The organism is Enterobacter sp. BNK-18 (assembly GCF_047456135.1).
In the GTDB taxonomy this organism is placed as follows: Bacteria; Pseudomonadota; Gammaproteobacteria; order Enterobacterales; family Enterobacteriaceae; genus Enterobacter; species Enterobacter ludwigii.
This window is the reverse complement of the sequence record NZ_CP179899.1, coordinates 4105864-4126788: the sequence shown is the minus strand read 5'-3', so window position 1 is coordinate 4126788 and position 20925 is coordinate 4105864. Positions and strand designations below refer to the sequence as shown.

The 20925-nt window shown below is 55.5% G+C and carries 20 protein-coding genes; 4 read left to right on the top strand and 16 right to left on the bottom strand.

The window, feature by feature from the left end; translation table 11 throughout:
- The first annotated feature begins 95 nt into the window (after positions 1-95).
- A complete protein-coding gene (gene uvrA, locus ACMGG3_RS19820) occupies positions 96-2918 on the top strand; it encodes an excinuclease ABC subunit UvrA (protein ID WP_014168220.1) in 2823 nt (940 codons plus the stop codon).
- 3 nt (positions 2919-2921) lie between these two features.
- Here uvrA and ACMGG3_RS19815 read toward each other — a convergent pair whose 3' ends face one another.
- From ACMGG3_RS19815 to dnaB, 8 genes are all read right to left on the bottom strand, one after another.
- Positions 2922-3275 (bottom strand): MmcQ/YjbR family DNA-binding protein, encoded by a 354-nt coding sequence (locus ACMGG3_RS19815; RefSeq protein WP_014168219.1) that lies wholly within the window; start codon positions 3273-3275, stop codon positions 2922-2924.
- Between the two features lie 2 nt (positions 3276-3277).
- Entirely contained in the window at positions 3278-3694 is a 417-nt protein-coding gene (locus ACMGG3_RS19810) for a secondary thiamine-phosphate synthase enzyme YjbQ (RefSeq protein ID WP_014168218.1), read from the bottom strand.
- A gap of 113 nt (positions 3695-3807) precedes the next feature.
- A complete protein-coding gene (gene aphA / locus ACMGG3_RS19805) occupies positions 3808-4521 on the bottom strand; it encodes an acid phosphatase AphA (RefSeq protein ID WP_014168217.1) in 714 nt (237 codons plus the stop codon).
- A gap of 253 nt (positions 4522-4774) precedes the next feature.
- Positions 4775-5968, bottom strand: coding sequence for an aromatic amino acid transaminase (gene tyrB / locus ACMGG3_RS19800; RefSeq protein ID WP_182268123.1), 1194 nt, complete (start codon positions 5966-5968; stop codon positions 4775-4777).
- A 75-nt stretch (positions 5969-6043) separates the two neighbouring features.
- Positions 6044-7054 (bottom strand): AAA family ATPase, encoded by a 1011-nt coding sequence (locus tag ACMGG3_RS19795; RefSeq protein WP_182268122.1) that lies wholly within the window; start codon positions 7052-7054, stop codon positions 6044-6046.
- Positions 7051-7608: a nicotinamide riboside transporter PnuC gene (gene pnuC / locus ACMGG3_RS19790; protein ID WP_063215457.1), complete on the bottom strand. Its 558-nt coding sequence runs from the start codon at positions 7606-7608 to the stop codon at positions 7051-7053. Before pnuC ends, ACMGG3_RS19795 begins: the two co-directional genes overlap by 4 nt.
- Before the next feature lie 22 nt (positions 7609-7630).
- Positions 7631-8710, bottom strand: coding sequence for an alanine racemase (gene alr, locus ACMGG3_RS19785; protein WP_014168212.1), 1080 nt, complete (start codon positions 8708-8710; stop codon positions 7631-7633).
- A 16-nt stretch (positions 8711-8726) separates the two neighbouring features.
- Entirely contained in the window at positions 8727-10139 is a 1413-nt protein-coding gene (dnaB, locus tag ACMGG3_RS19780; RefSeq protein ID WP_008503375.1) for a replicative DNA helicase, read from the bottom strand.
- Between the two features lie 66 nt (positions 10140-10205).
- Between dnaB and ACMGG3_RS19775 the strand changes: the two genes are divergently transcribed.
- Positions 10206-11189, top strand: a complete 984-nt coding sequence (locus tag ACMGG3_RS19775; protein ID WP_014168211.1) for a quinone oxidoreductase — start codon at positions 10206-10208, stop codon at positions 11187-11189.
- A 184-nt stretch (positions 11190-11373) separates the two neighbouring features.
- On the opposite strand, the gene pspG is transcribed toward ACMGG3_RS19775, so the two are convergent.
- The 4 genes from pspG to ACMGG3_RS19755 form a co-directional block, all read right to left on the bottom strand.
- The gene (gene pspG / locus ACMGG3_RS19770; RefSeq protein WP_020882842.1) at positions 11374-11616 is read right to left on the bottom strand and encodes an envelope stress response protein PspG; all 243 of its coding nucleotides are present in this window, start codon (positions 11614-11616) and stop codon (positions 11374-11376) included.
- 136 nt (positions 11617-11752) lie between these two features.
- Positions 11753-12748, bottom strand: a complete 996-nt coding sequence (gene dusA, locus ACMGG3_RS19765) for a tRNA dihydrouridine(20/20a) synthase DusA (protein ID WP_049022166.1) — start codon at positions 12746-12748, stop codon at positions 11753-11755.
- Positions 12749-12830: 82 nt separating this feature from the next.
- A complete protein-coding gene (gene traF / locus ACMGG3_RS19760; protein WP_153853120.1) occupies positions 12831-14090 on the bottom strand; it encodes a conjugal transfer protein TraF in 1260 nt (419 codons plus the stop codon).
- 221 nt (positions 14091-14311) lie between these two features.
- On the bottom strand, positions 14312-14800 hold the full coding sequence (locus ACMGG3_RS19755) for a cupin domain-containing protein (protein WP_014168207.1): 489 nt from the start codon (positions 14798-14800) through the stop codon (positions 14312-14314).
- A gap of 115 nt (positions 14801-14915) precedes the next feature.
- Between ACMGG3_RS19755 and zur the strand changes: the two genes are divergently transcribed.
- Positions 14916-15428: a zinc uptake transcriptional repressor Zur gene (gene zur, locus ACMGG3_RS19750; protein ID WP_014168206.1), complete on the top strand. Its 513-nt coding sequence runs from the start codon at positions 14916-14918 to the stop codon at positions 15426-15428.
- A gap of 48 nt (positions 15429-15476) precedes the next feature.
- On the opposite strand, the gene ACMGG3_RS19745 is transcribed toward zur, so the two are convergent.
- From ACMGG3_RS19745 to ACMGG3_RS19730, 4 genes are all read right to left on the bottom strand, one after another.
- Entirely contained in the window at positions 15477-15686 is a 210-nt protein-coding gene (locus ACMGG3_RS19745; RefSeq protein WP_014168205.1) for a CsbD family protein, read from the bottom strand.
- Positions 15687-15805: 119 nt separating this feature from the next.
- Positions 15806-17143, bottom strand: a complete 1338-nt coding sequence (gene dinF / locus ACMGG3_RS19740; protein WP_014168204.1) for an MATE family efflux transporter DinF — start codon at positions 17141-17143, stop codon at positions 15806-15808.
- Positions 17144-17206: 63 nt separating this feature from the next.
- Positions 17207-17815 (bottom strand): transcriptional repressor LexA, encoded by a 609-nt coding sequence (gene lexA, locus ACMGG3_RS19735; protein WP_014168203.1) that lies wholly within the window; start codon positions 17813-17815, stop codon positions 17207-17209.
- Between the two features lie 108 nt (positions 17816-17923).
- Complete coding sequence (locus tag ACMGG3_RS19730) at positions 17924-18292, bottom strand: diacylglycerol kinase (protein WP_014168202.1); 369 nt, start codon at positions 18290-18292, stop codon at positions 17924-17926.
- 154 nt (positions 18293-18446) lie between these two features.
- Here ACMGG3_RS19730 and plsB point away from each other — a divergent pair, with 154 nt between their 5' ends.
- On the top strand, positions 18447-20867 hold the full coding sequence (gene plsB, locus ACMGG3_RS19725) for a glycerol-3-phosphate 1-O-acyltransferase PlsB (protein ID WP_020882845.1): 2421 nt from the start codon (positions 18447-18449) through the stop codon (positions 20865-20867).
- Positions 20868-20925: the final 58 nt, after the last annotated feature.

Here is a 20925-nt window from a genome sequence, read left to right as displayed (position 1 = left end):
TCAAACAGGTCATTTTGTGTCATAATTAGCCGTTTCTGACAGCCGTTTGTCCTTCAAACAAACCAGGCAATCCGTGTTCCAACCGGGAAAGGTGAATGGATAAGATCGAAGTTCGGGGCGCCCGCACCCACAATCTCAAGAATATCAACCTCATAATCCCTCGCGACAAACTCATCGTCGTGACCGGGCTTTCGGGGTCTGGCAAATCCTCACTGGCTTTCGACACTTTATATGCCGAAGGACAGCGTCGTTACGTGGAGTCACTCTCTGCATACGCACGTCAGTTCCTGTCACTGATGGAAAAACCGGATGTAGACCATATTGAAGGGTTATCACCTGCTATCTCCATTGAGCAGAAATCCACCTCGCATAACCCGCGTTCAACGGTTGGTACGATTACCGAAATTCATGACTACCTGCGTCTGCTGTATGCACGCGTGGGTGAACCGCGCTGCCCGGATCACGACGTCCCGCTGGCCGCGCAGACCGTAAGCCAGATGGTGGATAACGTGCTGTCGCAGCCGGAAGGCAAACGCCTGATGCTGCTGGCGCCCATCATTAAAGAGCGTAAGGGCGAGCACACCAAAACACTGGAGAACCTGGCAAGCCAGGGCTATATCCGCGCCCGTATCGACGGCGAAGTGTGTGACCTGTCGGATCCGCCTAAGCTGGAGCTGCAGAAGAAGCACACCATCGAAGTGGTGATTGACCGTTTCAAAGTCCGTGACGATCTGGCGACCCGCCTGGCCGAATCCTTCGAAACCGCGCTGGAACTCTCTGGCGGTACGGCCGTGGTCTCCGATATGGACAACCCGAAAGCGGAAGAGCTGCTCTTCTCCGCCAACTTTGCCTGTCCGATTTGTGGTTACAGCATGCGCGAGCTGGAGCCGCGTCTGTTCTCGTTCAACAACCCGGCGGGCGCCTGTCCGACGTGTGACGGGCTGGGCGTACAGCAATATTTTGACCCGGACCGCGTGATCCAAAATCCGGAGCTGTCGCTGGCTGGCGGTGCGATCCGCGGATGGGATCGCCGCAACTTCTACTATTTCCAGATGCTGAAGTCGCTGGCAGAGCACTACAAATTCGACGTCGAAGCCCCGTGGGCCAGCCTGAACCCGAACGTGCACAAAGTGGTGCTGTTCGGTTCCGGCAAAGAGAACATCGAGTTCAAGTACATGAACGATCGCGGTGATACCTCCGTGCGCCGTCACCCGTTTGAAGGGGTGCTGCACAATATGGAGCGCCGCTACAAAGAGACCGAATCCAGCGCGGTTCGCGAGGAGCTGGCGAAGTTTATCAGCAACCGTTCCTGTGCGACCTGTGAAGGTACGCGTCTGCGCCGTGAAGCTCGCCATGTGTTTGTTGAAAACACGGCGCTGCCGACCATCTCAGACATGAGCATCGGTCACGCGATGGACTTCTTCAACAACCTGAAGCTCTCCGGCCAGCGCGCGAAAATCGCGGAAAAAGTCCTGAAAGAGATCGGCGATCGTCTGAAGTTCCTGGTGAACGTCGGCCTGAATTACCTGACGCTTTCCCGCTCCGCAGAGACCCTCTCCGGTGGCGAAGCTCAGCGTATCCGCCTCGCGAGCCAGATTGGCGCAGGCCTCGTCGGCGTGATGTATGTGCTGGATGAACCCTCAATCGGCCTGCACCAGCGTGACAACGAGCGTCTGCTCGGCACGCTTGTCCACCTGCGTAATCTCGGTAACACGGTGATTGTGGTTGAGCACGATGAAGACGCGATCCGCGCCGCTGACCACGTTATCGATATCGGCCCGGGCGCTGGCGTACACGGCGGCCAGGTGGTCGCGGAAGGAACGCTGAAAGATATTATGGCGGTGCCGGAGTCATTGACCGGCCAGTACATGAGCGGCAAGCGCAAGATTGAAGTGCCGAAACAGCGTGTACCGGCGAACCCGGAAAAAGTGCTGAAGCTGACCGGCGCCCGCGGCAACAACCTGAAAGATGTGACGCTGACGCTGCCGGTTGGGCTGTTTACCTGTATCACCGGCGTATCCGGTTCCGGTAAGTCGACGCTGATCAACGATACGCTGTTCCCGATTGCGCAGACGCAGCTGAACGGCGCGACGCTGGCCGAACCGGCGCCGTACCGTGACATCCAGGGGCTGGAGCATTTCGATAAAGTGATCGATATCGATCAGAGTCCAATCGGGCGGACTCCGCGTTCCAACCCTGCCACCTATACGGGCGTGTTCACACCCGTACGTGAACTGTTTGCAGGTGTGCCGGAAGCGCGTTCACGCGGGTATACGCCAGGACGTTTCAGCTTTAACGTGCGCGGCGGACGCTGTGAAGCGTGCCAGGGCGACGGGGTTATCAAGGTTGAGATGCACTTCCTGCCGGATATTTACGTGCCGTGCGACCAGTGCAAAGGCAAACGCTATAACCGCGAAACGCTGGAGATTAAGTACAAAGGCAAAACCATCCACGAAGTGCTGGATATGACCATCGAAGAGGCGCGTGAGTTCTTTGACGCGGTCCCTGCGCTGGCGCGTAAGCTGCAGACGCTGATGGATGTGGGCCTGACCTATATTCGTCTGGGGCAGTCTGCCACCACGCTGTCTGGCGGTGAAGCACAGCGCGTGAAGCTGGCGCGTGAGCTCTCCAAACGCGGTACCGGCCAGACGCTGTACATTCTCGATGAGCCGACCACCGGTCTGCACTTTGCCGATATCCAGCAGCTGCTTGATGTTCTGCATCAGCTTCGCGATCAGGGCAACACGATTGTGGTCATTGAACACAACCTGGACGTGATTAAAACCGCGGACTGGATTGTCGATCTCGGCCCGGAAGGCGGCAGCGGCGGCGGTGAAATCCTCGTCTCCGGTACGCCAGAGACCGTTGCAGAGTGCGAAGCCTCGCACACCGCGCGCTTCCTCAAACCGTTGCTGTAATTGTCACACGGAGAGTTGCTGTCGGGTCGCTTCCGGCAGCAGCTCTACCGCCTGCTGATAAGACGCGTCCACCAGATAGTAAATTTGCGAACCCGGCAGTGAACCGTCGAGATAAACGGTGCTCCAGTGCGCTTTGTTGAGATGCTTGCTTGGCCGGACGTCATGGTGCTGCTGGCGTAACAGCTCCGCCAGTTCCGGGCTGGTTTTCAGCGACGCCGCCGGGCGACCCTCAACCTCTTTCACCATCGCAAACAGAATATCCCCCACTTTAATCTGCGTGGCTTTCCAGTCGCTGTGAACGCTTTGCTCAGCGCCAGGTTTACTCATGCAGTACTGAAGTAGCTCCGAAATTGTCATCTTTATTCCCCTTGTAGCGTTGCGATAATTTTACGCGAACCACCGTGAATACGATGTTCTCCCAGCCAGATCCCTTGCCACGTTCCCAGCAGTAACCGACCATTGTGCACCGGCAGCATCAGCGATACGCCCAGCAGAGAGGATTTGATATGCGACGGCATGTCATCTGCTCCCTCATAGTCATGTTCATAAGGGGCGTTGTCCGGAACGGTTTTGAGAAAATGCTGCTCCATGTCAGACCGGACGGTGGGATCGCAATTTTCATTAAGCGTGAGAGAGGCTGACGTGTGCTGAAGCAGCAGATGCAGTAACCCCGTCCTGATGCGCGAGAGGTCGCGAATTTGCCCAATGACTTCATCAGTCACCAGATGAAATCCACGAGGTTTCGCGCTTAAGGTCAGGGTCTGTTGATACCACATGTGCTGCTCCGTTATGAAAGATGAATCTTTCTAAGTGTGCAGCAAGAAAGCGAAAGGTAAAACCCACAGCGGCGAGATTTGATTAAAAAAGAGGCAGCCTCGCCGCCCGGCGGTTAATACTCAGAATTAACAATCACTTCTTCGCCAAACTTTCCGGCCATGGGCAACGGTCGATACGTAGAGTTTGAAGCGCGTAATACCCTGATCCCTCTGGCTCCGACGTCATGCGCGGCGGTGATATCGTTATCTGAATCGCCATAAAAGACTTTGATGTTCTTCTGTTCCAGCCATTGGGTTTTGGTGTTTTGGCCGGGTTTGTCGCCGGCAAAAATAACCGGATTCATGCTGGAAGCCGGGATCTGAAAATCATCCTGCAGCGTTTTAGAGACGGTTTCGGTTTTGGTCTGGCTGCGTCCGGTCACAAAGTAAATACTGTCACCGCGTTTAACGTGCATGGCGATAAGCGCGCGCGCCACCTCTTTAGGAATGCTGAACTCGTCCCAGCCGTTATTCATCTTTTCCCAGAACTCGGGGTTCTTCAGATACGCTTCGCTGTCCGGTGAGTAGGTTTTTTTGCCCCGCCAGAATCCCGGGCTGGAAAACAGGACCGTATCGTCGATATCAAATCCTACAGCCATTGGCGGGCGCCCTAACAGGCTATTTTCGATTTGGGCTACGGATACCCAGTGAACAGGTGCTTGCTCGGCAAGCATGGCGGCTGTTGTGCCGGTGTAAAGCGGCGTCGGTGCGGAAGCGCGCGCGACGACGGCACTATTTAGCGAGAACAATAAGCAGGCGGCGCTGAGCGCCAGTGTGATCTTGCGCATGTTTTCCCCTGAATATTCAGTTTGTTATCGTTTTATTTTGAGTGAATGGTCAAAAAACTATCCGACCATAACCCCGGGGGGAGATGAAGGGAAGGAGTTTTTACTTATGAAGCTGAATAAAAAGAAGAAGATCACAAAGCGTGGATGAGGTCTGAAGGCCCGGTAGACGCAGCGCCACCGGGCAAGATTTTTGTGCGTCCTGATGCTCTCACTCGGCCCTCTCCCGCAGGGAGAGAGGGATGATAGTGAGCGCTTACATCACTGCAGCAAACGCCTGCGCAACACGATGAACGTTGCTGGCATTAAGCCCCGCCACGCACATACGGCCGCTGGAAATCAGGTAGACGCCGAACTCTTCACGCAGGCGATCGACCTGAGCCGCGCTGAGGCCGGTGTAGCTGAACATCCCACGCTGCTTAAGCAGATAGTCAAAATTATGCCCTGGGACGGCCTCTTTCAGCACGTCGACCAGCTCCTGACGCATCGTCAGGATGCGCTTGCGCATAGATTCCACTTCGGCGAGCCACGACGCTTTCAGCCGATCGTCACCCAGCACCGTGGCGACCACCTGCGCACCAAAGTTTGGCGGGCTGGAGTAAATGCGGCGCACGGTCGCCTTCAGCTGACCGAGCACTCGCCCGGCCGCTTCAGCGCCCTCACAGACCACTGACAGGCCGCCGACGCGCTCACCGTACAGGGAGAAGATTTTTGAGAAGGAGTTGCTGACCAGCGCAGGCAGTCCGGCGCTGGCAACGGCGCGGATAGCGTAGGCATCTTCTTCCATGCCCGCGCCAAAGCCCTGATAGGCGATGTCGAGGAAGGGGATCAGGTTACGCGTCTTCAGCACGTCGATTACCGCATCCCACTGGGCATTAGTCAGGTCTGCACCGGTCGGGTTATGGCAGCACGGATGCAGCAGAACAATACTGCGCTCCGGCAGCGTATTCAGTTTTTCCAGCAGCGCGTCAACGCGCACGCCGTTGGTTTCGCTGTCAAACCACGGATAGGTCTGCACCGTAAAGCCCGCGCCCTCAAAAATCGCCACGTGGTTTTCCCACGTCGGGTCACTGACCCACACGCCAGAATCCGGGAAGTATTTTTTCAGAAAGTCAGCGCCAACTTTTAATGCGCCCGAGCCACCCAGTGTCTGGATGGTCGCCACCCGTTTTTGTGTCAGCACGGCGTGATCGGCACCAAACAGCAGCGGCGCAATGGTGTTGCGGTAGCTGTTTAACCCTTCCATTGGCAGATAGAGCGAGGCCCCGTGCGGGACGGCGTTAAGACGCGCTTCCGCTTCTGCCACAGCTTGCAGCTGAGGAATAATGCCCTCCTCGTTGTAATACAAACCAATACTGAGGTTGACTTTGTCGCTGCGAGGATCTTCTTTAAAACGCTCCATTAAGGAGAGAATGGGGTCGCCGGCATAGGCGTCAACTTTCTGAAACACGCGATGATTCTCCGGAATTCGATGAGGCAGGGATTTCAACAATAAACCGGATATGACAGAAGATCGAGAGCGATATCAGATCCGTTCCTGCAGATGTCGTCGAATCTGTTCAATGCGTTCAGCAAGCGAACCAGAAACAGGCAGATAGGGGATATTTCTGTCTGTTAACGCGCGGATGTACCATGCCTGTTGTCGCTGGCGGAATGCAGCCCCCTGACGGGTACCATCCTGAACAAAAGGAAACTCATCGCCACAGAGCACCACCAGAGAATATGCACGCCCGGCTAATTCCTCTAGCTCGCGTGGCGCGCTACCAAACTGGTCGAGCATATAAAACAGCGTGGTTAAGGGCGAGGTATCGCAAACCAGGAAGGGAGCCGTGCTGGCCATCGCTTCACGACGCACCTGCTCGCGGGCAATATGCAGCAGATCGTCGCATCCCAGCACGCCATTCTTCTCTTCCCAGTATTCTCGGCCAAACTCGGCGACAAACGGGGCGTTGAGCGTCGTCGCTAGTGCGCGGGAAAGCGTACTTTTCCCTGTCGATTCGCCCCCCAATAAACAAATCCTAAAGACAAAGCTACGGTAGACCTCCGGGGACATCATCGTGCGGTAGCGATGGACGTCAGAACGTATCAGGGTTCCCGAGGGCGCCTCAGGCCCTTTCGGACGCTGGAGGCGGACATGCGTAACCTGCTTGCCAAAACGCTGGCTTAACACCGCCGCAAATCCGTCGCCGTAGTCTTCGGCGGTAAATACGGCCTGTGGCTGGCAGTGAAGTATTTTTTCACACAGCGTTGCCACGTAATGCCGGTGAAGATCGGCATCCGCATCATTATGTGGTGGTGGTTCAAGCGCATGGGTCGCGATGACCTCCGGCGTCAGCACAAGGTGATGACATTGCGGGAAGCGCGCGCTTAACCAGTGAAGGCGCTTGTCGGGGTCATAACCCGGGATTTCCGGACGCGAATAACTGATGATATAGACCGTCTCACACTGGGCCAGCGCAGCATTTATCAGCGCTTCATGCCCCACGTGTAATGGCGCAAATTTGCCCACAACCAGACCGTCGCGATAAGGCTTCACTGGGTGCTAATCTCCTTACGCCACTGATATAAACCGTGCCAGGCATTAAACCAAAACACCAGATATAAACCCGCGGTCAAATGCAGATCTCTCATCGCATATAACGGTACCGCCAGCGTGTTTACAGCCAGCCAGACGTACCAGTTCTCCAGGCGTCGCCCCATTAACATAAACTGTGCAAGCACGCTAAATGTCAAAATAACAGAGTCCACCCAGGGGGCCCAGGCGTTAGTGTAGCGATGCAAGATCAGGCCATAACCCGCGGCCACCAGCAGGGCGCAGGCGAGCAGGATGAAGAAATGTCTGGGCGGGGTACGCCGAACGGGCAATACCTCCCCGCGATGACCTTTGAGCCAGTGCACCCAGCCGGTGATGCTGGTGATGATGAAAAAGAGCTGCAGGGTAACGTCAGCGTAAAGCTGAACCGAATAAAAGACCCAGCCATAAAGCCCACTGCCGATGATGCCTATCCACCACGTGTGAATACTGTTTCTGGCAGCCAGCCAGACCGAGAGGGCATAAGCCAGACAAGCGGCCATTTCGGATGGTGACATTACCCCTCCCTGGAAAGGTCTGTTAGTCGATGTACTTCATCGCAACCCTTGATGTCAGGCGCGTGATAAGTTCGTAAGCACTCACTTTTGTGATTTCAGCGATGCGTTCAACAGGCAAACCCTCACCCCACATCACCACGTCATCACCCGGTTTATCCTGCGCATCTGGCCCGAGGTCAATGCAGATCATGTCCATCGCCACGCGGCCCACGATGTTCGCTTCACGGCCATTGACCAGTACCGGCGTGCCGGACGGCGCGGCGCGGGGATAACCGTCGCCATAGCCCATCGCCACCACGCCAAGGCGTGTGTCGCGCTCGCTGGTCCACGTTCCGCCGTAGCCCACGGGCTCACCCGCTTTGTGATCGCGCACGGCAATCAGGTTAGACACAAGGGACATCACCGGCTGGAAACCAAAATCCGGCCCCCAGGGTCTGTTCTCCAGCGGAGAGACGCCGTAAAGAATAATGCCTGGACGCGCCCAGTCGAAGTGCGACTGCGGCCACAGCAAAATACCGCCAGACGCGGCAATGGAGCGCATTCCTGGCTTGCCTTCGCAGAAAGTATTAAAAATATCCAGCTGCTGCTCGGTCGCGCCACACTCGGGTTCATCGGCACGGGCAAAGTGGCTCACGATATTCACCGGCTGACGGACGTTTTTGCACTGACACAGACGCTGATAAAACGCGTCCGCCTTTTCCGGGCGCACGCCCAGACGGTGCATGCCGGTATCGAGCTTCATCCAGACGGTGACAGGCTCACTCAGCTCGGCGGTTTCCAGCGCCGCGAGTTGTTCTTCGTTATGTACCGCGGTGTGCAGATGCTGGTCAGCAATGGTCGGCAGATCTGCCGCTTCAAAAAAGCCTTCCAGCAGCAAAATCGGTTGAGTGATCCCACCCGCGCGCAGGCGGATGGCTTCTTCAAGACGGGCGACGCCAAAGGCGTCGGCATCGGGGAGCGTTCGCGCGGTCTCAATAAGACCGTGTCCGTAAGCGTTCGCTTTCACGACTGCAACGAGTTTACTGGCGGGAGCCAGTTCACGCAGACGTTGCAGGTTGTGTCGCAGAGCGCGGCGGTTAATGACTACAGTTGCCGCTTGCATTTGAATTCCTTAGAAATTACTCATCATCATATTGAGGACCGGCGTAGTTGTCGAAACGCGACCACTGTCCGTTAAAGGTCAGACGTACCGTACCGATAGGGCCGTTACGTTGTTTACCAATAATAATTTCGGCGATCCCTTTCAGGTCGCTGTTCTCGTGATAAACCTCATCACGGTAGATGAACATGATTAAGTCGGCATCCTGCTCGATGGAGCCCGATTCACGCAGGTCGGAGTTGACCGGGCGCTTATCAGCACGTTGTTCCAGGGAGCGGTTAAGCTGCGACAGCGCCACCACGGGCACATGCAACTCTTTGGCTAACGCCTTGAGCGAGCGGGAAATCTCCGCGATTTCCAGCGTACGGTTGTCGGACAGCGACGGCACGCGCATCAGCTGAAGGTAGTCAATCATGATAAGGCCAATGCCGCCATGTTCACGGGCGATACGGCGCGCACGGGAGCGCACTTCCGTCGGCGTCAGGCCGGAGGAGTCATCGATATAAATATTCCGTTTTTCCAGCAGGATACCCATGGTGCCGGAGATACGCGCCCAGTCCTCATCGTCGAGCTGGCCGGTACGGATACGGGTCTGATCCACGCGCGACAGCGACGCCAGAGAACGCATCATGATCTGTTCTGATGGCATCTCAAGACTGAAGATAAGAACCGGCTTGTCCTGCAACATCGCCGCATTTTCGACGAGGTTCATCGCAAATGTCGTTTTACCCATGGAGGGACGCGCCGCGACGATAATCAAATCCGACGGCTGCAGACCCGCGGTTTTCTTATTGAGATCGTCATAGCCGGTGTTCACGCCGGTGACACCGTCGTGCGGCTGCTGGAACAGTTGCTCAATACGCGCGACGGTAGCATCAAGCACATCAGCGATATTTTTCGGGCCTTCGTCTTTATTTGCCCGGCTTTCCGCGATTTTAAAGACGCGGGACTCGGCCAGATCAAGCAGGTCTTCGCTGGTACGCCCCTGCGGATCAAAACCGGCTTCGGCGATCTCATTCGCCACCGAGATCATCTCACGAACAACTGCACGTTCGCGCACGATATCGGCATAAGCGCTGATATTCGCCGCACTTGGCGTGTTTTTTGACAGTTCCGCCAGGTAAGCAAACCCACCCACGCTGTCCAGTTGCCCCTGACGCTCCAGCGATTCCGCGAGCGTGATAAGGTCAATCGGGCTGCCCGACTCCTGCAGACGTGCCATTTCAGTAAAGATATGACGGTGCGGACGGGTATAGAAATCCTCGGACACCACGCGCTCGGCGACGTCGTCCCAGCGTTCGTTATCCAGCATTAAACCGCCCAACACCGACTGTTCCGCTTCAATCGAGTGCGGCGGGACTTTTAATCCTGCGACCTGGAAATCACGCTCGCGAGGTTCAGTCTGTTTGTTGAAGGGTTTGTTTCCTGCCATAGTGAATGGAGTTACCGAGATAAAGAGTGGGTCGAAAGATTACCATATTTTTCTGACGGAGGGAGCATGGCAACGCGCATTGAATTCCAGAAACATGGTGGGCCAGAAGTGTTAAACGCGGTGGAGTTTACCCCCGCAGCGCCTGGTGAAAACGAAGTTCAGGTTGAAAACAAAGCCATCGGCATTAACTACATCGACACCTATATTCGCGGCGGTCTCTATCCGCCTCCCTCCATGCCAAGCGGACTGGGAACGGAAGCGGCAGGCGTCGTGCTCAAAGTGGGCAGTGCCGTTAAGCATATTAAAGAGGGCGATCGCGTGGTGTACGCGCAATCCGCGCTGGGTGCCTACAGCTCCGTGCACAACGTGCCGGCCGATAAAGCCGCCCTTCTGCCAAATGCCATCTCGTTTGAACAAGCGGCTGCCTCATTCCTGAAAGGACTCACGGTCTATTATCTGCTGCGCAAAACTTATGAGATCAAACCTGACGAGCAGTTCCTGTTTCATGCCGCGGCGGGCGGCGTGGGGCTGATCGCCTGTCAGTGGGCCAAAGCGCTCGGTGCAAAACTTATCGGCACGGTGGGCAGCGCGCAAAAAGCCCAGCGCGCGCTTCAGGCTGGCGCCTGGCAGGTGATTAACTACCGTGAAGAGAGCATTGCTGAGCGCCTCAAAGAGATAACCAACGGCAAAAAGGTGCGCGTGGTTTATGACTCGGTGGGTAAAGATACCTGGGAGGCGTCGCTGGATTGTCTGCAGCGTCGCGGTCTGATGGTGAGCTTCGGCAACGCCTCGGGCGCCGTGACCGGCATTAATCTTGGCATTCTCAACCAGAAAGGGTCGCTGTATGTGACTCGCCCTTCCCTGCAGGGGTATATCACTAACCGGGAAGAGCTGATCGAGGCCAGCAACGAACTCTTTTCGCTGATCGCCAGCGGCGTGATTAAAGTGGATGTGGCGGAGGCGCAGAAATACGCGCTAACCGATGCCAGGCGAGCACATGAGGTGCTGGAGAGCAGAGCGACACAGGGTTCAAGTCTGTTAATTCCCTGACCCCTAAAAAGAAATTGGGCTTCCCGTGGGAAGCCCTTTCTTTTTTTAGTTCGGCTGTATGTAGGGTACAGCTCGATGAATTCTTTAGCGGCATTCATAGTGACAGATTCGATAAGTAAATCCTATTCTGTTCTAAGCAATGCTGCTGGAAAAGTTGCAGGTATGTGACGAACACCTCAATACCTTAGTAACGAAAACGGTTATTGCGCTGATAAGTGGGCAGTTTTGGTGATTTAATCGCCCGTATTACCCACACCACGGCAATGGCCAGCAGCAGCCACGGCAGGAGCTTCAGCGTCAGGGCAAATAATCCCCCGATAAACATGACCACCGTCGCCACGACGATAGCCGCCAGAATCCCGAGCAGGGAAATCCCCGTCATCATCAGCATGACAAAAAAGCCAATCACAAAAAGTAGTTCTAACATGGTGCTCTCCCACGCGTTCCCGAATGATACCGCGATCATTACAAGAATCATGCCAACCATAACCCGCTGTTCTTAAAGAAAAACGCCCCGCACGGGTGTGCGAGGCGTGGTGAATTTGACGATCTTTTAGCGAAAATTATCGCTTATCAGCGACCAGACGTAGCGCGTGTTCCAGCACCTCGATGTCTGCACCGGCTTTGTGCGCGTTCTCGCTAAGGTAGCGACGCCACTGGCGTGCTCCCGGGATCCCCTGGAACAGGCCCAGCATATGACGGGTGATATGACCAAGATACGTCCCGTTACTCAGCTCACGCTCAATGTAGGGATACATGGCGCGTACCACGGCCACCGGGTCGGTATCTGCGCCTTGAACGCCAAAGATTTCCCTGTCGACCGTCGCCAGAATGCCTGGATTTTGATACGCCTCTCGCCCGACCATTACGCCATCCATATGCTCCAGGTGTGTTTTGGCCTCTTCCAGCGACGTAATGCCGCCGTTGATCGACATCGTGAGCTGCGGGAAGTCACGTTTTAGCTGGTACACGCGCGGGTAGTCCAGCGGCGGGATTTCACGGTTCTCTTTCGGGCTAAGTCCGGAGAGCCAGGCTTTACGCGCATGGATGATAAACATCTCGCACTCGCCTTTCCCGGAGACCGTATTGATAAAATCGCAGAGAAATTCGTAGCTGTCCTGGTCGTCAATGCCGATACGGGTCTTGACCGTCACCGGAATGGAAACCACATCGCGCATCGCCTTGATGCAGTCTGCCACCAGCGATGCATTGCCCATCAGACACGCGCCGAACATGCCGTTCTGCACACGATCGGACGGACAGCCAACGTTAAGGTTAATCTCGTCATAGCCGCGCGCTTCTGCAAGCTTCGCACACTGCGCCAGCGCAGCGGGATCGCTACCGCCAAGCTGCAGCGCAACCGGATGCTCTTCTTCGCTGTAGGCCAGATAGTCGCCCTTTCCGTGAATAATTGCTCCGGTGGTCACCATTTCGGTGTACAGCAGCGTATGGCGGGAGAGCTGACGCAGGAAGTAGCGACAGTGTCTGTCCGTCCAGTCGAGCATCGGCGCAATGGAGAAACGGTGTGCAGGGAAAGCAGTCTGTAATTCTGACGACATGGCGAAGTTTTAAGCATCTGGTGAAAAGGGGGCGCTACTATAGCACAAAGAAAAGCCGGAGGCGCAGCGCCTCCGGTGCACTTTAGAAGGTCATGCTCAGCTGGGCGCCTGCGCCCCAGGTCTCGTCTTCACCGTACAGGCCCATCAGGTCGACATGGACCGTGTTAAACGGTGCAAAACCGACACCGCCAGTAAAGACATTGCTGTCGTTACCTTTCATGTCAGCACGGAAACCCGCACGCACCGCCAGCCAGTTCAGCGGCGTCACTTCGGCGCCTACGCCAACATACTGAGAAGTGTCTTCGCTTTTGAAGCCTTTGGTTTCCGTCAGATCGCCATCGGCGGTTAACGTCACCAGATCGTTATGCCAGGCGGCACCCGCGGTAACCAGAGGGCGGATCTGGTAGGTGTCTTTATAGCTCACCACCTCCCCCGTGCGCCCGTTGCGGATGCGAATGTCTTTGGTGTCGATATCGCGTGACATCAGGTTTTGCCCGCTCACGCCGACCGTCCAGTGCTCACCAAAATCGGCCGCGATACCGGCATCAACGTTAAAGCCAGTGTCGTCAGTACGGTAGCGACTGTCGTTCCACTTGTTGCTGTCATAATCGTAAATGGAGGTGGTGTAGTTATAGACCCAGGTCTTTTGCAGTTTTGGAGTCACGCCAACAGACACCGGAACACCGCCAAGCTCGAACTGACGCGCCACCGCGATACCATAGTCGGAGACAATTGCCGCCCGGCCAGACGCCGTTGAGTTGAGGTTTTTCGTGATTTGATCGGTGCCGTTCAGCGCAGCGTCCAGTGCAACGCCGGCAGCCACCGCATCACTGCGTTGAATACCGCGCAGGTAATCAATATCTTGCTGATCAATAGAAGAACTGACGCGTCCGTGGGCATAGCCTTTAGCCATAAAGGCCACGGAAAGGACATCGTTAGGAATACTGACGGCTATCCCCGCACCCGCCGTGGCGCGTGCCGTTTTGCCCTTAAGATAGTCCAGCTCATCGGCGAGATCTTTCGCCGCGCCCTGGAACTGGTTGATGGAACCTAACGGGTTGGTAATGATCTCAATCGGTGTAAGGTTATCAACCACGTCTTTGTAATGGTTGATTTTATCGTTGATGGTATCAATCTCATCCTGAAGATTGTCTTCATCGGTCACCTGCACGCCAGCGGACGGTAAAATGACCGTCACATCGTCGTCCGGTTTCGCCTTCGCCAGTAGCGCAGGGTTGATTAACGCCCCGCTGCCATAGTTTCCGGCCGCGACACCCGTGCCCCCCATGGCGTCGCTACGTGATTCTGTCCAGGTATTGGCTGCTCCCGCCTGATTTGCCATAAACAAGGAGACAGCGATGCTAACCACCGAAAATTTAAAATGTTTTTTCACAGTATGCTCGTCTTATAGTCTGTTATTAAATAACCCCTGTCTGTTATCTCCCAAACAGGAACGAACTATTGCTGTGAATAAGTGCAAAAAGACCCGCTATTTCCTTAAGTTAAATTCCCGCCAGGCCTGTAGTTATTTGTGACGGCCCTCAATATTTATAGAAGAGGAAATTATTTTTTCCCAGGTTTTCCATCGTGCGGTCCAAAAAACTGAGGAGGGTGGTCTACCCAGCGATCGTCGCGCGTGGCGGCGTACTCCGGATTAAGCGGGTAATAGATACGGTTATGCTTCTTGTTGGCCTCACCCACCACCAGGAGCCGTACCTCTTCGTCGGTGTTGTTGATGAAGGTATGACAGACCCCGGTTCCGGCGGGAAAGCCCACGCTGTCGCCAGGTTCAAGTTTCCATAAATATCCGTTAATCCAGGCTTCAGGGTAGCCTTCAAGCACGTAGATAAACTCTTCTTCGTCGCTTTCAGCATGTGGATAAGAGGTCCGTCGGCCTGGCGGTAAACGCTCATGGTGTATACCAATGCGTCCAAGGCCGAGCTTACGCGCCAGCGGTGCGCCAATGGCAAAGCGTTCACTACTGTCGGGATAGGTTGAGTCATCTGCGCCTTCTACGTCGCGCCAGTGTCGAATACAGTCAGGTCTTTTCATCGTTTATTCCCCGGATTGCGTTGCGTCAGGTATAGCACAGCCTGGCGGATCTCGGTGTTTTTAGCAGAACATGATAAAGTGGGGGTTTTCCAGCCTATAACATCCGGGGTGCTAAATGGATAAGTCCACAAAAGAGCTGTTAGCGCAGGCAGAAAAGCTGTGCGTGCAACGCAATGTGCGCCTGACTCCGCAGCGCCTTGAAGTATTACGTTTGATGAGCCTGCAGCAGGGCGCGATCAGCGCGTACGATCTGCTTGATCTGCTGCGCGAAAGCGAGCCACAGGCTAAACCGCCAACGGTGTACCGCGCGCTGGATTTCCTGCTGGAACAGGGCTTTGTGCATAAAGTTGAATCGACAAACAGCTATGTGCTGTGCCATCTGTTCGATCAGCCAACCCATACGTCGGCCATGTTTATCTGCGATCGCTGCGGCAGCGTGAAGGAAGAAGGTGCGGAAGGCGTTGAAGATATTATGCATACACTGGCAGCCAAAATGGGCTTTGCGTTGCGTCATAACGTGATTGAAGCGCACGGCCTGTGCTCAGCCTGCGTAGAGGTAGAAGCCTGTCGACACCAGGATGAGTGCCAGCACGACCATTCGGTACTGGTGAAGAAAAAGCCGCGTTAACGGCAAAAGAAAAGGCGGCCCGAAGCCGCCCTCAGGGGGAGTAAAGGATTACCAGCGATAATCGTTACGGGTTTCCCAGTCTTTCACTTCGTTTTCAGCACGATCTTTCTCGTAGCCGTAACGTTCCTGAATTTTACCCACCAGCTGATCGCGTTTACCTTCGATGATGGTCATATCATCATCCGTCAGCTTACCCCACTGTTCTTTCGCTTTACCTTTGAACTGCTTCCAGTTGCCGCCGATTTCGTCTTTATTCATAATCGTGTCCTCGTGTTAAGCGTCTGTAAGTTTCGTCCGCTTCGTTCTTTTCTGCTGGACGTGATAATTATTGTAGTTAAGGATCCGGCAGTTGTTTTTATATTCGGAATCTTTAACCGTCACGATATATCGTGGCGGGAAGGCAGCCAGGTGTTATTTCGCCAGTGACGATGCCAGATAAAGGCCAACGACAGGCCACGTAACGCGAGGAAAACCGCCAGAGCCAGCCACAAACCGTGGTTGCCCAGATACGGCAGCGTCAGCAACGTCAGACCAAATCCCGCCGCTGCGACCGCCATGCTATTGCGCATCTCCGCACCTCGCGTCGCGCCAATAAACATGCCGTCCAGCAGATAACACCACACGCCCACCACCGGTAAGATTGCCTGCCAGAAGAGATAGTGACTCGCCAGTTCGCGCAGCGATGGGAGGGAGGTAAGTAAGGCAACGATCTGTTCACCCAGACAGGCGTAAATGAGTGCAAACGCCAGCGCCACCAGGCCTGACTGACGACAGGCGGCCCGCCACACCTCGCGGAGCTGGCCGCTTTCGCGTGCGCCATACGCTTGCCCGGAATGGGCTTCAACGGCATAGGCAAAGCCATCCAGCGCATACGCGGTAAAGGTCAGCAGCGTCATCAGGACCGCATTAACCGCGACGATCTCCGGCCCAAGTCGCGCCCCAAAGACCGTCAGCGCGCCAAAGCAGAGCTGAAGCAGTAACGAGCGCAGCATAATGTCGCGGTTGAGCGCCAGCAGCGTGCGGATATTACCGCGCCACGCGGTTTTGAGCATCGCAAGCGAGATACCGCGAAGGGCCAGCACGCGCCAGACCATCCACAGGCCGATGAAAAAGGTACCGTATTCTGCAATTGCCGTCGCCAGCGCGGCGCCCTGCACGTTCATATGCAGACCCATCACCAGCCAGACATCAAGCACGATGTTGAGAAGATTGCCTGCCACCAGCAGAATGACTGGCGCACGGGCATACTGCACGCCGAGTAACCAGCCAAGCAGAACCAGGTTCGCCAGTGATGCGGGCGCGCTGAGCCAGCGAATTTCAAGGAAGCGTCGCGCCTGCTCAAGTACCGCCTCGCTCCCGCCAACGACATGCAGCGCCAGATCAATCAGTGGCGTGCGCAACACCACGATCAGCGCACCCGCGCCCAGGGCAAGGATCAAGGGTTGTACCAGCGCACGCGCCAGACGCAACGGATCTTTTGCGCCGTACGCCTGAGCCGTAAGCCCGGTGGTACTCATGCGCAAAAAGAGCAGCAGCATAAAAAGGAAGCTGGTTGCCGTCGCGCCGATCGCGACGCCGCCCAGATAAACGGGGGAATCCAGATGACCAATAACAGCCGTGTCTACCAGTCCCAGCAGAGGGACGGTGATATTGGAAAAAATCATTGGCAGTGCAAGACGCCACAATGCCTTATCTGATGTCGTCAGCAGTGACATGAAAAATACCGGCAGTGGAGATTGAATCAGGCTACGGCAGGTCCGTAGCCTGTTATGACATGATTACAGCCATTCACCGTTGCGGATAACCCCAACAGCCAGCCCTTCAATAGAGAAGTTATGTTCGCGGAGATCCACCACAATCGGGGAGAACTCGTTGTTTTCAGGCAGTAACTGGACGGTGTTACCCTGCTTTTTCAGACGCTTAACGGTAACTTCATCGTCAATACGCGCGACCACAACTTGCCCGTTGCGCACGTCCTGGGTTTTATGAACTGCGAGCAGATCGCCGTCCAGAATACCGATATCTTTCATCGACATGCCGCTGACGCGCAGCAGGAAATCTGCGCTCGGTTTAAACATGCCTGGGTCAACCTGGTAGTGACCTTCAATATGCTGTTGTGCCAGCAAAGGTTCACCTGCCGCGACACGGCCCACCAGCGGAATGCCTGTCTCTTCTTCCACCAGCAGACGGATGCCACGCGAAGCGCCCGATACAATCTCAATGACGCCTTTACGCGCCAGCGCTTTCAGGTGTTCTTCGGCAGCATTCGGAGAACGGAAACCCAGACGCTGAGCGATCTCCGCACGCGTGGGTGGCATACCCGTCTGGCCGATATGATCCCGGATGAGATCAAACACCTCTTGCTGCCTGGTCGTTAACGCTTTCATTCCGCCCCCTGGGTGTATATACAGTTATGCTGTGAGTATATACAGTCAAAGGCGATTTTGGAACCAAAAACTGCACAAAAAACCAGGGACTTAATTATTTCTCGAGGCTTATCGGAAATGTGACCAAAGCAGCGTGACCCAGGTGATGACCGCAGTGATAATCGCCAGCAATACGGCAGCAGACCCCATGTCTTTCGCCCGGCCGGAGAGCTCATGGAAATCAGAGCCGATACGGTCCACCACGGCCTCAATAGCGCTATTGAGAATTTCCACTATCATCACCAACAGCACGGAGCCGATCAACAAAACGCGGGTAATCGCATCAACATCAAGGAAACAGGCGATAATCACCGCGATGATAGCGGCGACGCCCTCCTGGCGAAACGCGGCTTCATTGACCCACGCGGCACGGAAACCTTTCCATGAATAGCCGGCGGCTTTGATGATTCGGGTTAACCCAGTGGTATTATTGGCCATTAAAAGAACCTTTTAATTAAAATAGCGTCAGTAACAATAGGCGCAGCGTGTTTCGCTGCTGCCTGAAGTATGACGGGTAACAACAGAAATTTTGCGCGCTTTCTGTTATCCTTGCGCCGCAATTGCATTATTAACCAGAGGCTTTACATCGTTTATGTCCGGCTGGCCACGAATTTACTACAAATTACTTAATTTACCATTAAGCGTCCTGGTAAAAAGCAAGTCTATCCCAGCGGAACCCGCGCTGGAATTGGGGCTCGATACGTCACGCCCAATTATGTACGTTTTGCCTTATAACTCGAAGGCAGACCTACTGACGCTTCGCGCCCAGTGTCTGGCGCATGATTTACCTGACCCGCTTGAACCCCTCGAAGTCGACGGCACTCTGCTGCCGCGCTATGTGTTCATTCACGGCGGGCCGCGCGTGTTTACCTATTACACGCCAAAGGAAGAGTCCATCAAGCTTTTCCACGACTATCTCGACCTGCACCGCAGCAATCCGGGTCTGGATGTGCAGATGGTGCCGGTATCGGTGATGTTTGGTCGTCGCCCGGGCAGAGAGAAAGGTGAAGAGAACCCACCGCTGCGCATGCTTAACGGCATTCAGAAATTCTTCGCGGTCTCCTGGCTGGGACGTGACAGCTTCGTGCGTTTCTCCCCGTCCGTTTCGCTGCGCCGTATGGCGGACGAACACGGCACCGACAAGATTATCGCGCAGAAACTGGCGCGCGTGGCGCGTATGCACTTCGCCCGTCAGCGTCTGGCTGCCGTCGGCCCGCGTCTTCCTGCACGTCAGGACCTGTTCAACAAGCTGCTGGCCTCCAAAGCGATTGCCAGGGCCGTTGAAGACGAAGCGCGCAGCAAAAAGATTTCCCATGAGAAAGCACAGCAGAACGCTATTGCGCTGATGGAAGAGATTGCCGCGAACTTCTCTTACGAGATGATTCGTCTTTCCGATCGTATCCTGGGCTTTACGTGGAACCGCCTCTATCAGGGCATCAACGTTCATAACGCCGAGCGCGTACGCCAGCTGGCCCATGATGGCCATGAGATTGTCTATGTCCCCTGCCACCGCAGCCACATGGACTATCTGCTCCTCTCCTATGTGCTCTATCACCAGGGTCTGGTACCGCCGCACATCGCTGCCGGCATTAACCTGAACTTCTGGCCAGCCGGCCCGATTTTCCGCCGCCTGGGGGCGTTCTTTATCCGTCGTACCTTTAAGGGCAACAAGCTCTACTCCACCGTATTCCGTGAATATCTTGGCGAGCTGTTCAGCCGCGGTTATTCCGTTGAATACTTCGTGGAAGGGGGTCGCTCCCGTACCGGTCGTCTGCTCGATCCTAAAACCGGCACGCTGTCGATGACCATTCAGGCGATGCTGCGCGGGGGAACCCGCCCGATCACCCTGGTACCCATCTACATTGGCTACGAGCACGTGATGGAAGTGGGCACCTACGCCAAAGAGCTGCGCGGTGCGACCAAAGAGAAAGAGAGCCTGCCGCAGATGCTGCGCGGCCTGAGCAAGTTACGCAACCTTGGCCAGGGCTACGTCAACTTTGGCGAGCCGATGCCGCTGATGACCTACCTGAACAACCATGTTCCGGAGTGGCGCGAGTCTATCGACCCTATCGAAGCGATTCGCCCGGCCTGGCTGACGCCTACGGTCAACAGCATCGCCTCTGAACTGATGGTGCGCATTAACAACGCCGGTGCGGCAAACGCCATGAACCTGTGCTGTACGGCGCTTCTGGCCTCACGTCAGCGTTCACTGACCCGTGAACAGCTTACGGAGCAGCTGGATTGCTATCTCGACATGATGCGCAACGTGCCGTACTCGGTGGATTCGACCGTACCGGTAAGCACGGCAAGCGAGCTTATCGAGCATGCCCTGCAGATGAACAAGTTTGAAGTCGAAAAGGACACCATCGGCGACATCATCATTCTCCCGCGCGAGCAGGCGGTGCTGATGACTTACTATCGCAACAACATCGCGCATATGCTGATGCTGCCCTCGCTCATGGCGGCCATCATCACCCAGCATCGTCGCATCTCGCGTCAGGAGCTGTTGCGTCATGTTGAAACGCTCTATCCAATGCTGAAAGCGGAGCTGTTCCTGCGCTGGGACAAGGACGAACTGGCGACTGAGCTGGATAAACTGACCGAAGAGCTGCGTCGTCAGGGGCTGATTACCGTCACGAATGACGAGCTGCATATCAATCCGTCACGGTCCCGTACCCTGCAACTGCTGGCGGCGGGCGCGCGTGAAACGCTGCAGCGCTACGCCATCACCTTCTGGTTGCTGAGCGCGAATCCGTCCATTAACCGCGGTACGCTCGAGAAAGAGAGCCGGACGCTGGCACAGCGCCTGTCTGTTCTGCACGGGATTAACGCCCCGGAATTCTTCGACAAAGCGGTCTTCAGCTCTCTGGTGCTGACGCTGCGTGATGAAGGGTTTATCAGTGATACGGGCGATGCCGAGCCGGAAGAGACGCTGAAGGTGTACCAGATGCTGGCCGAACTGATCACGTCTGATGTGCGTTTAACGATTGAAAGTGCGACGCAAGGCGAGTGAAGCGTGCAGCGGTCTGATGACCTGCGATGAAAACAAAAACGGCAGCCTTCTGGCTGCC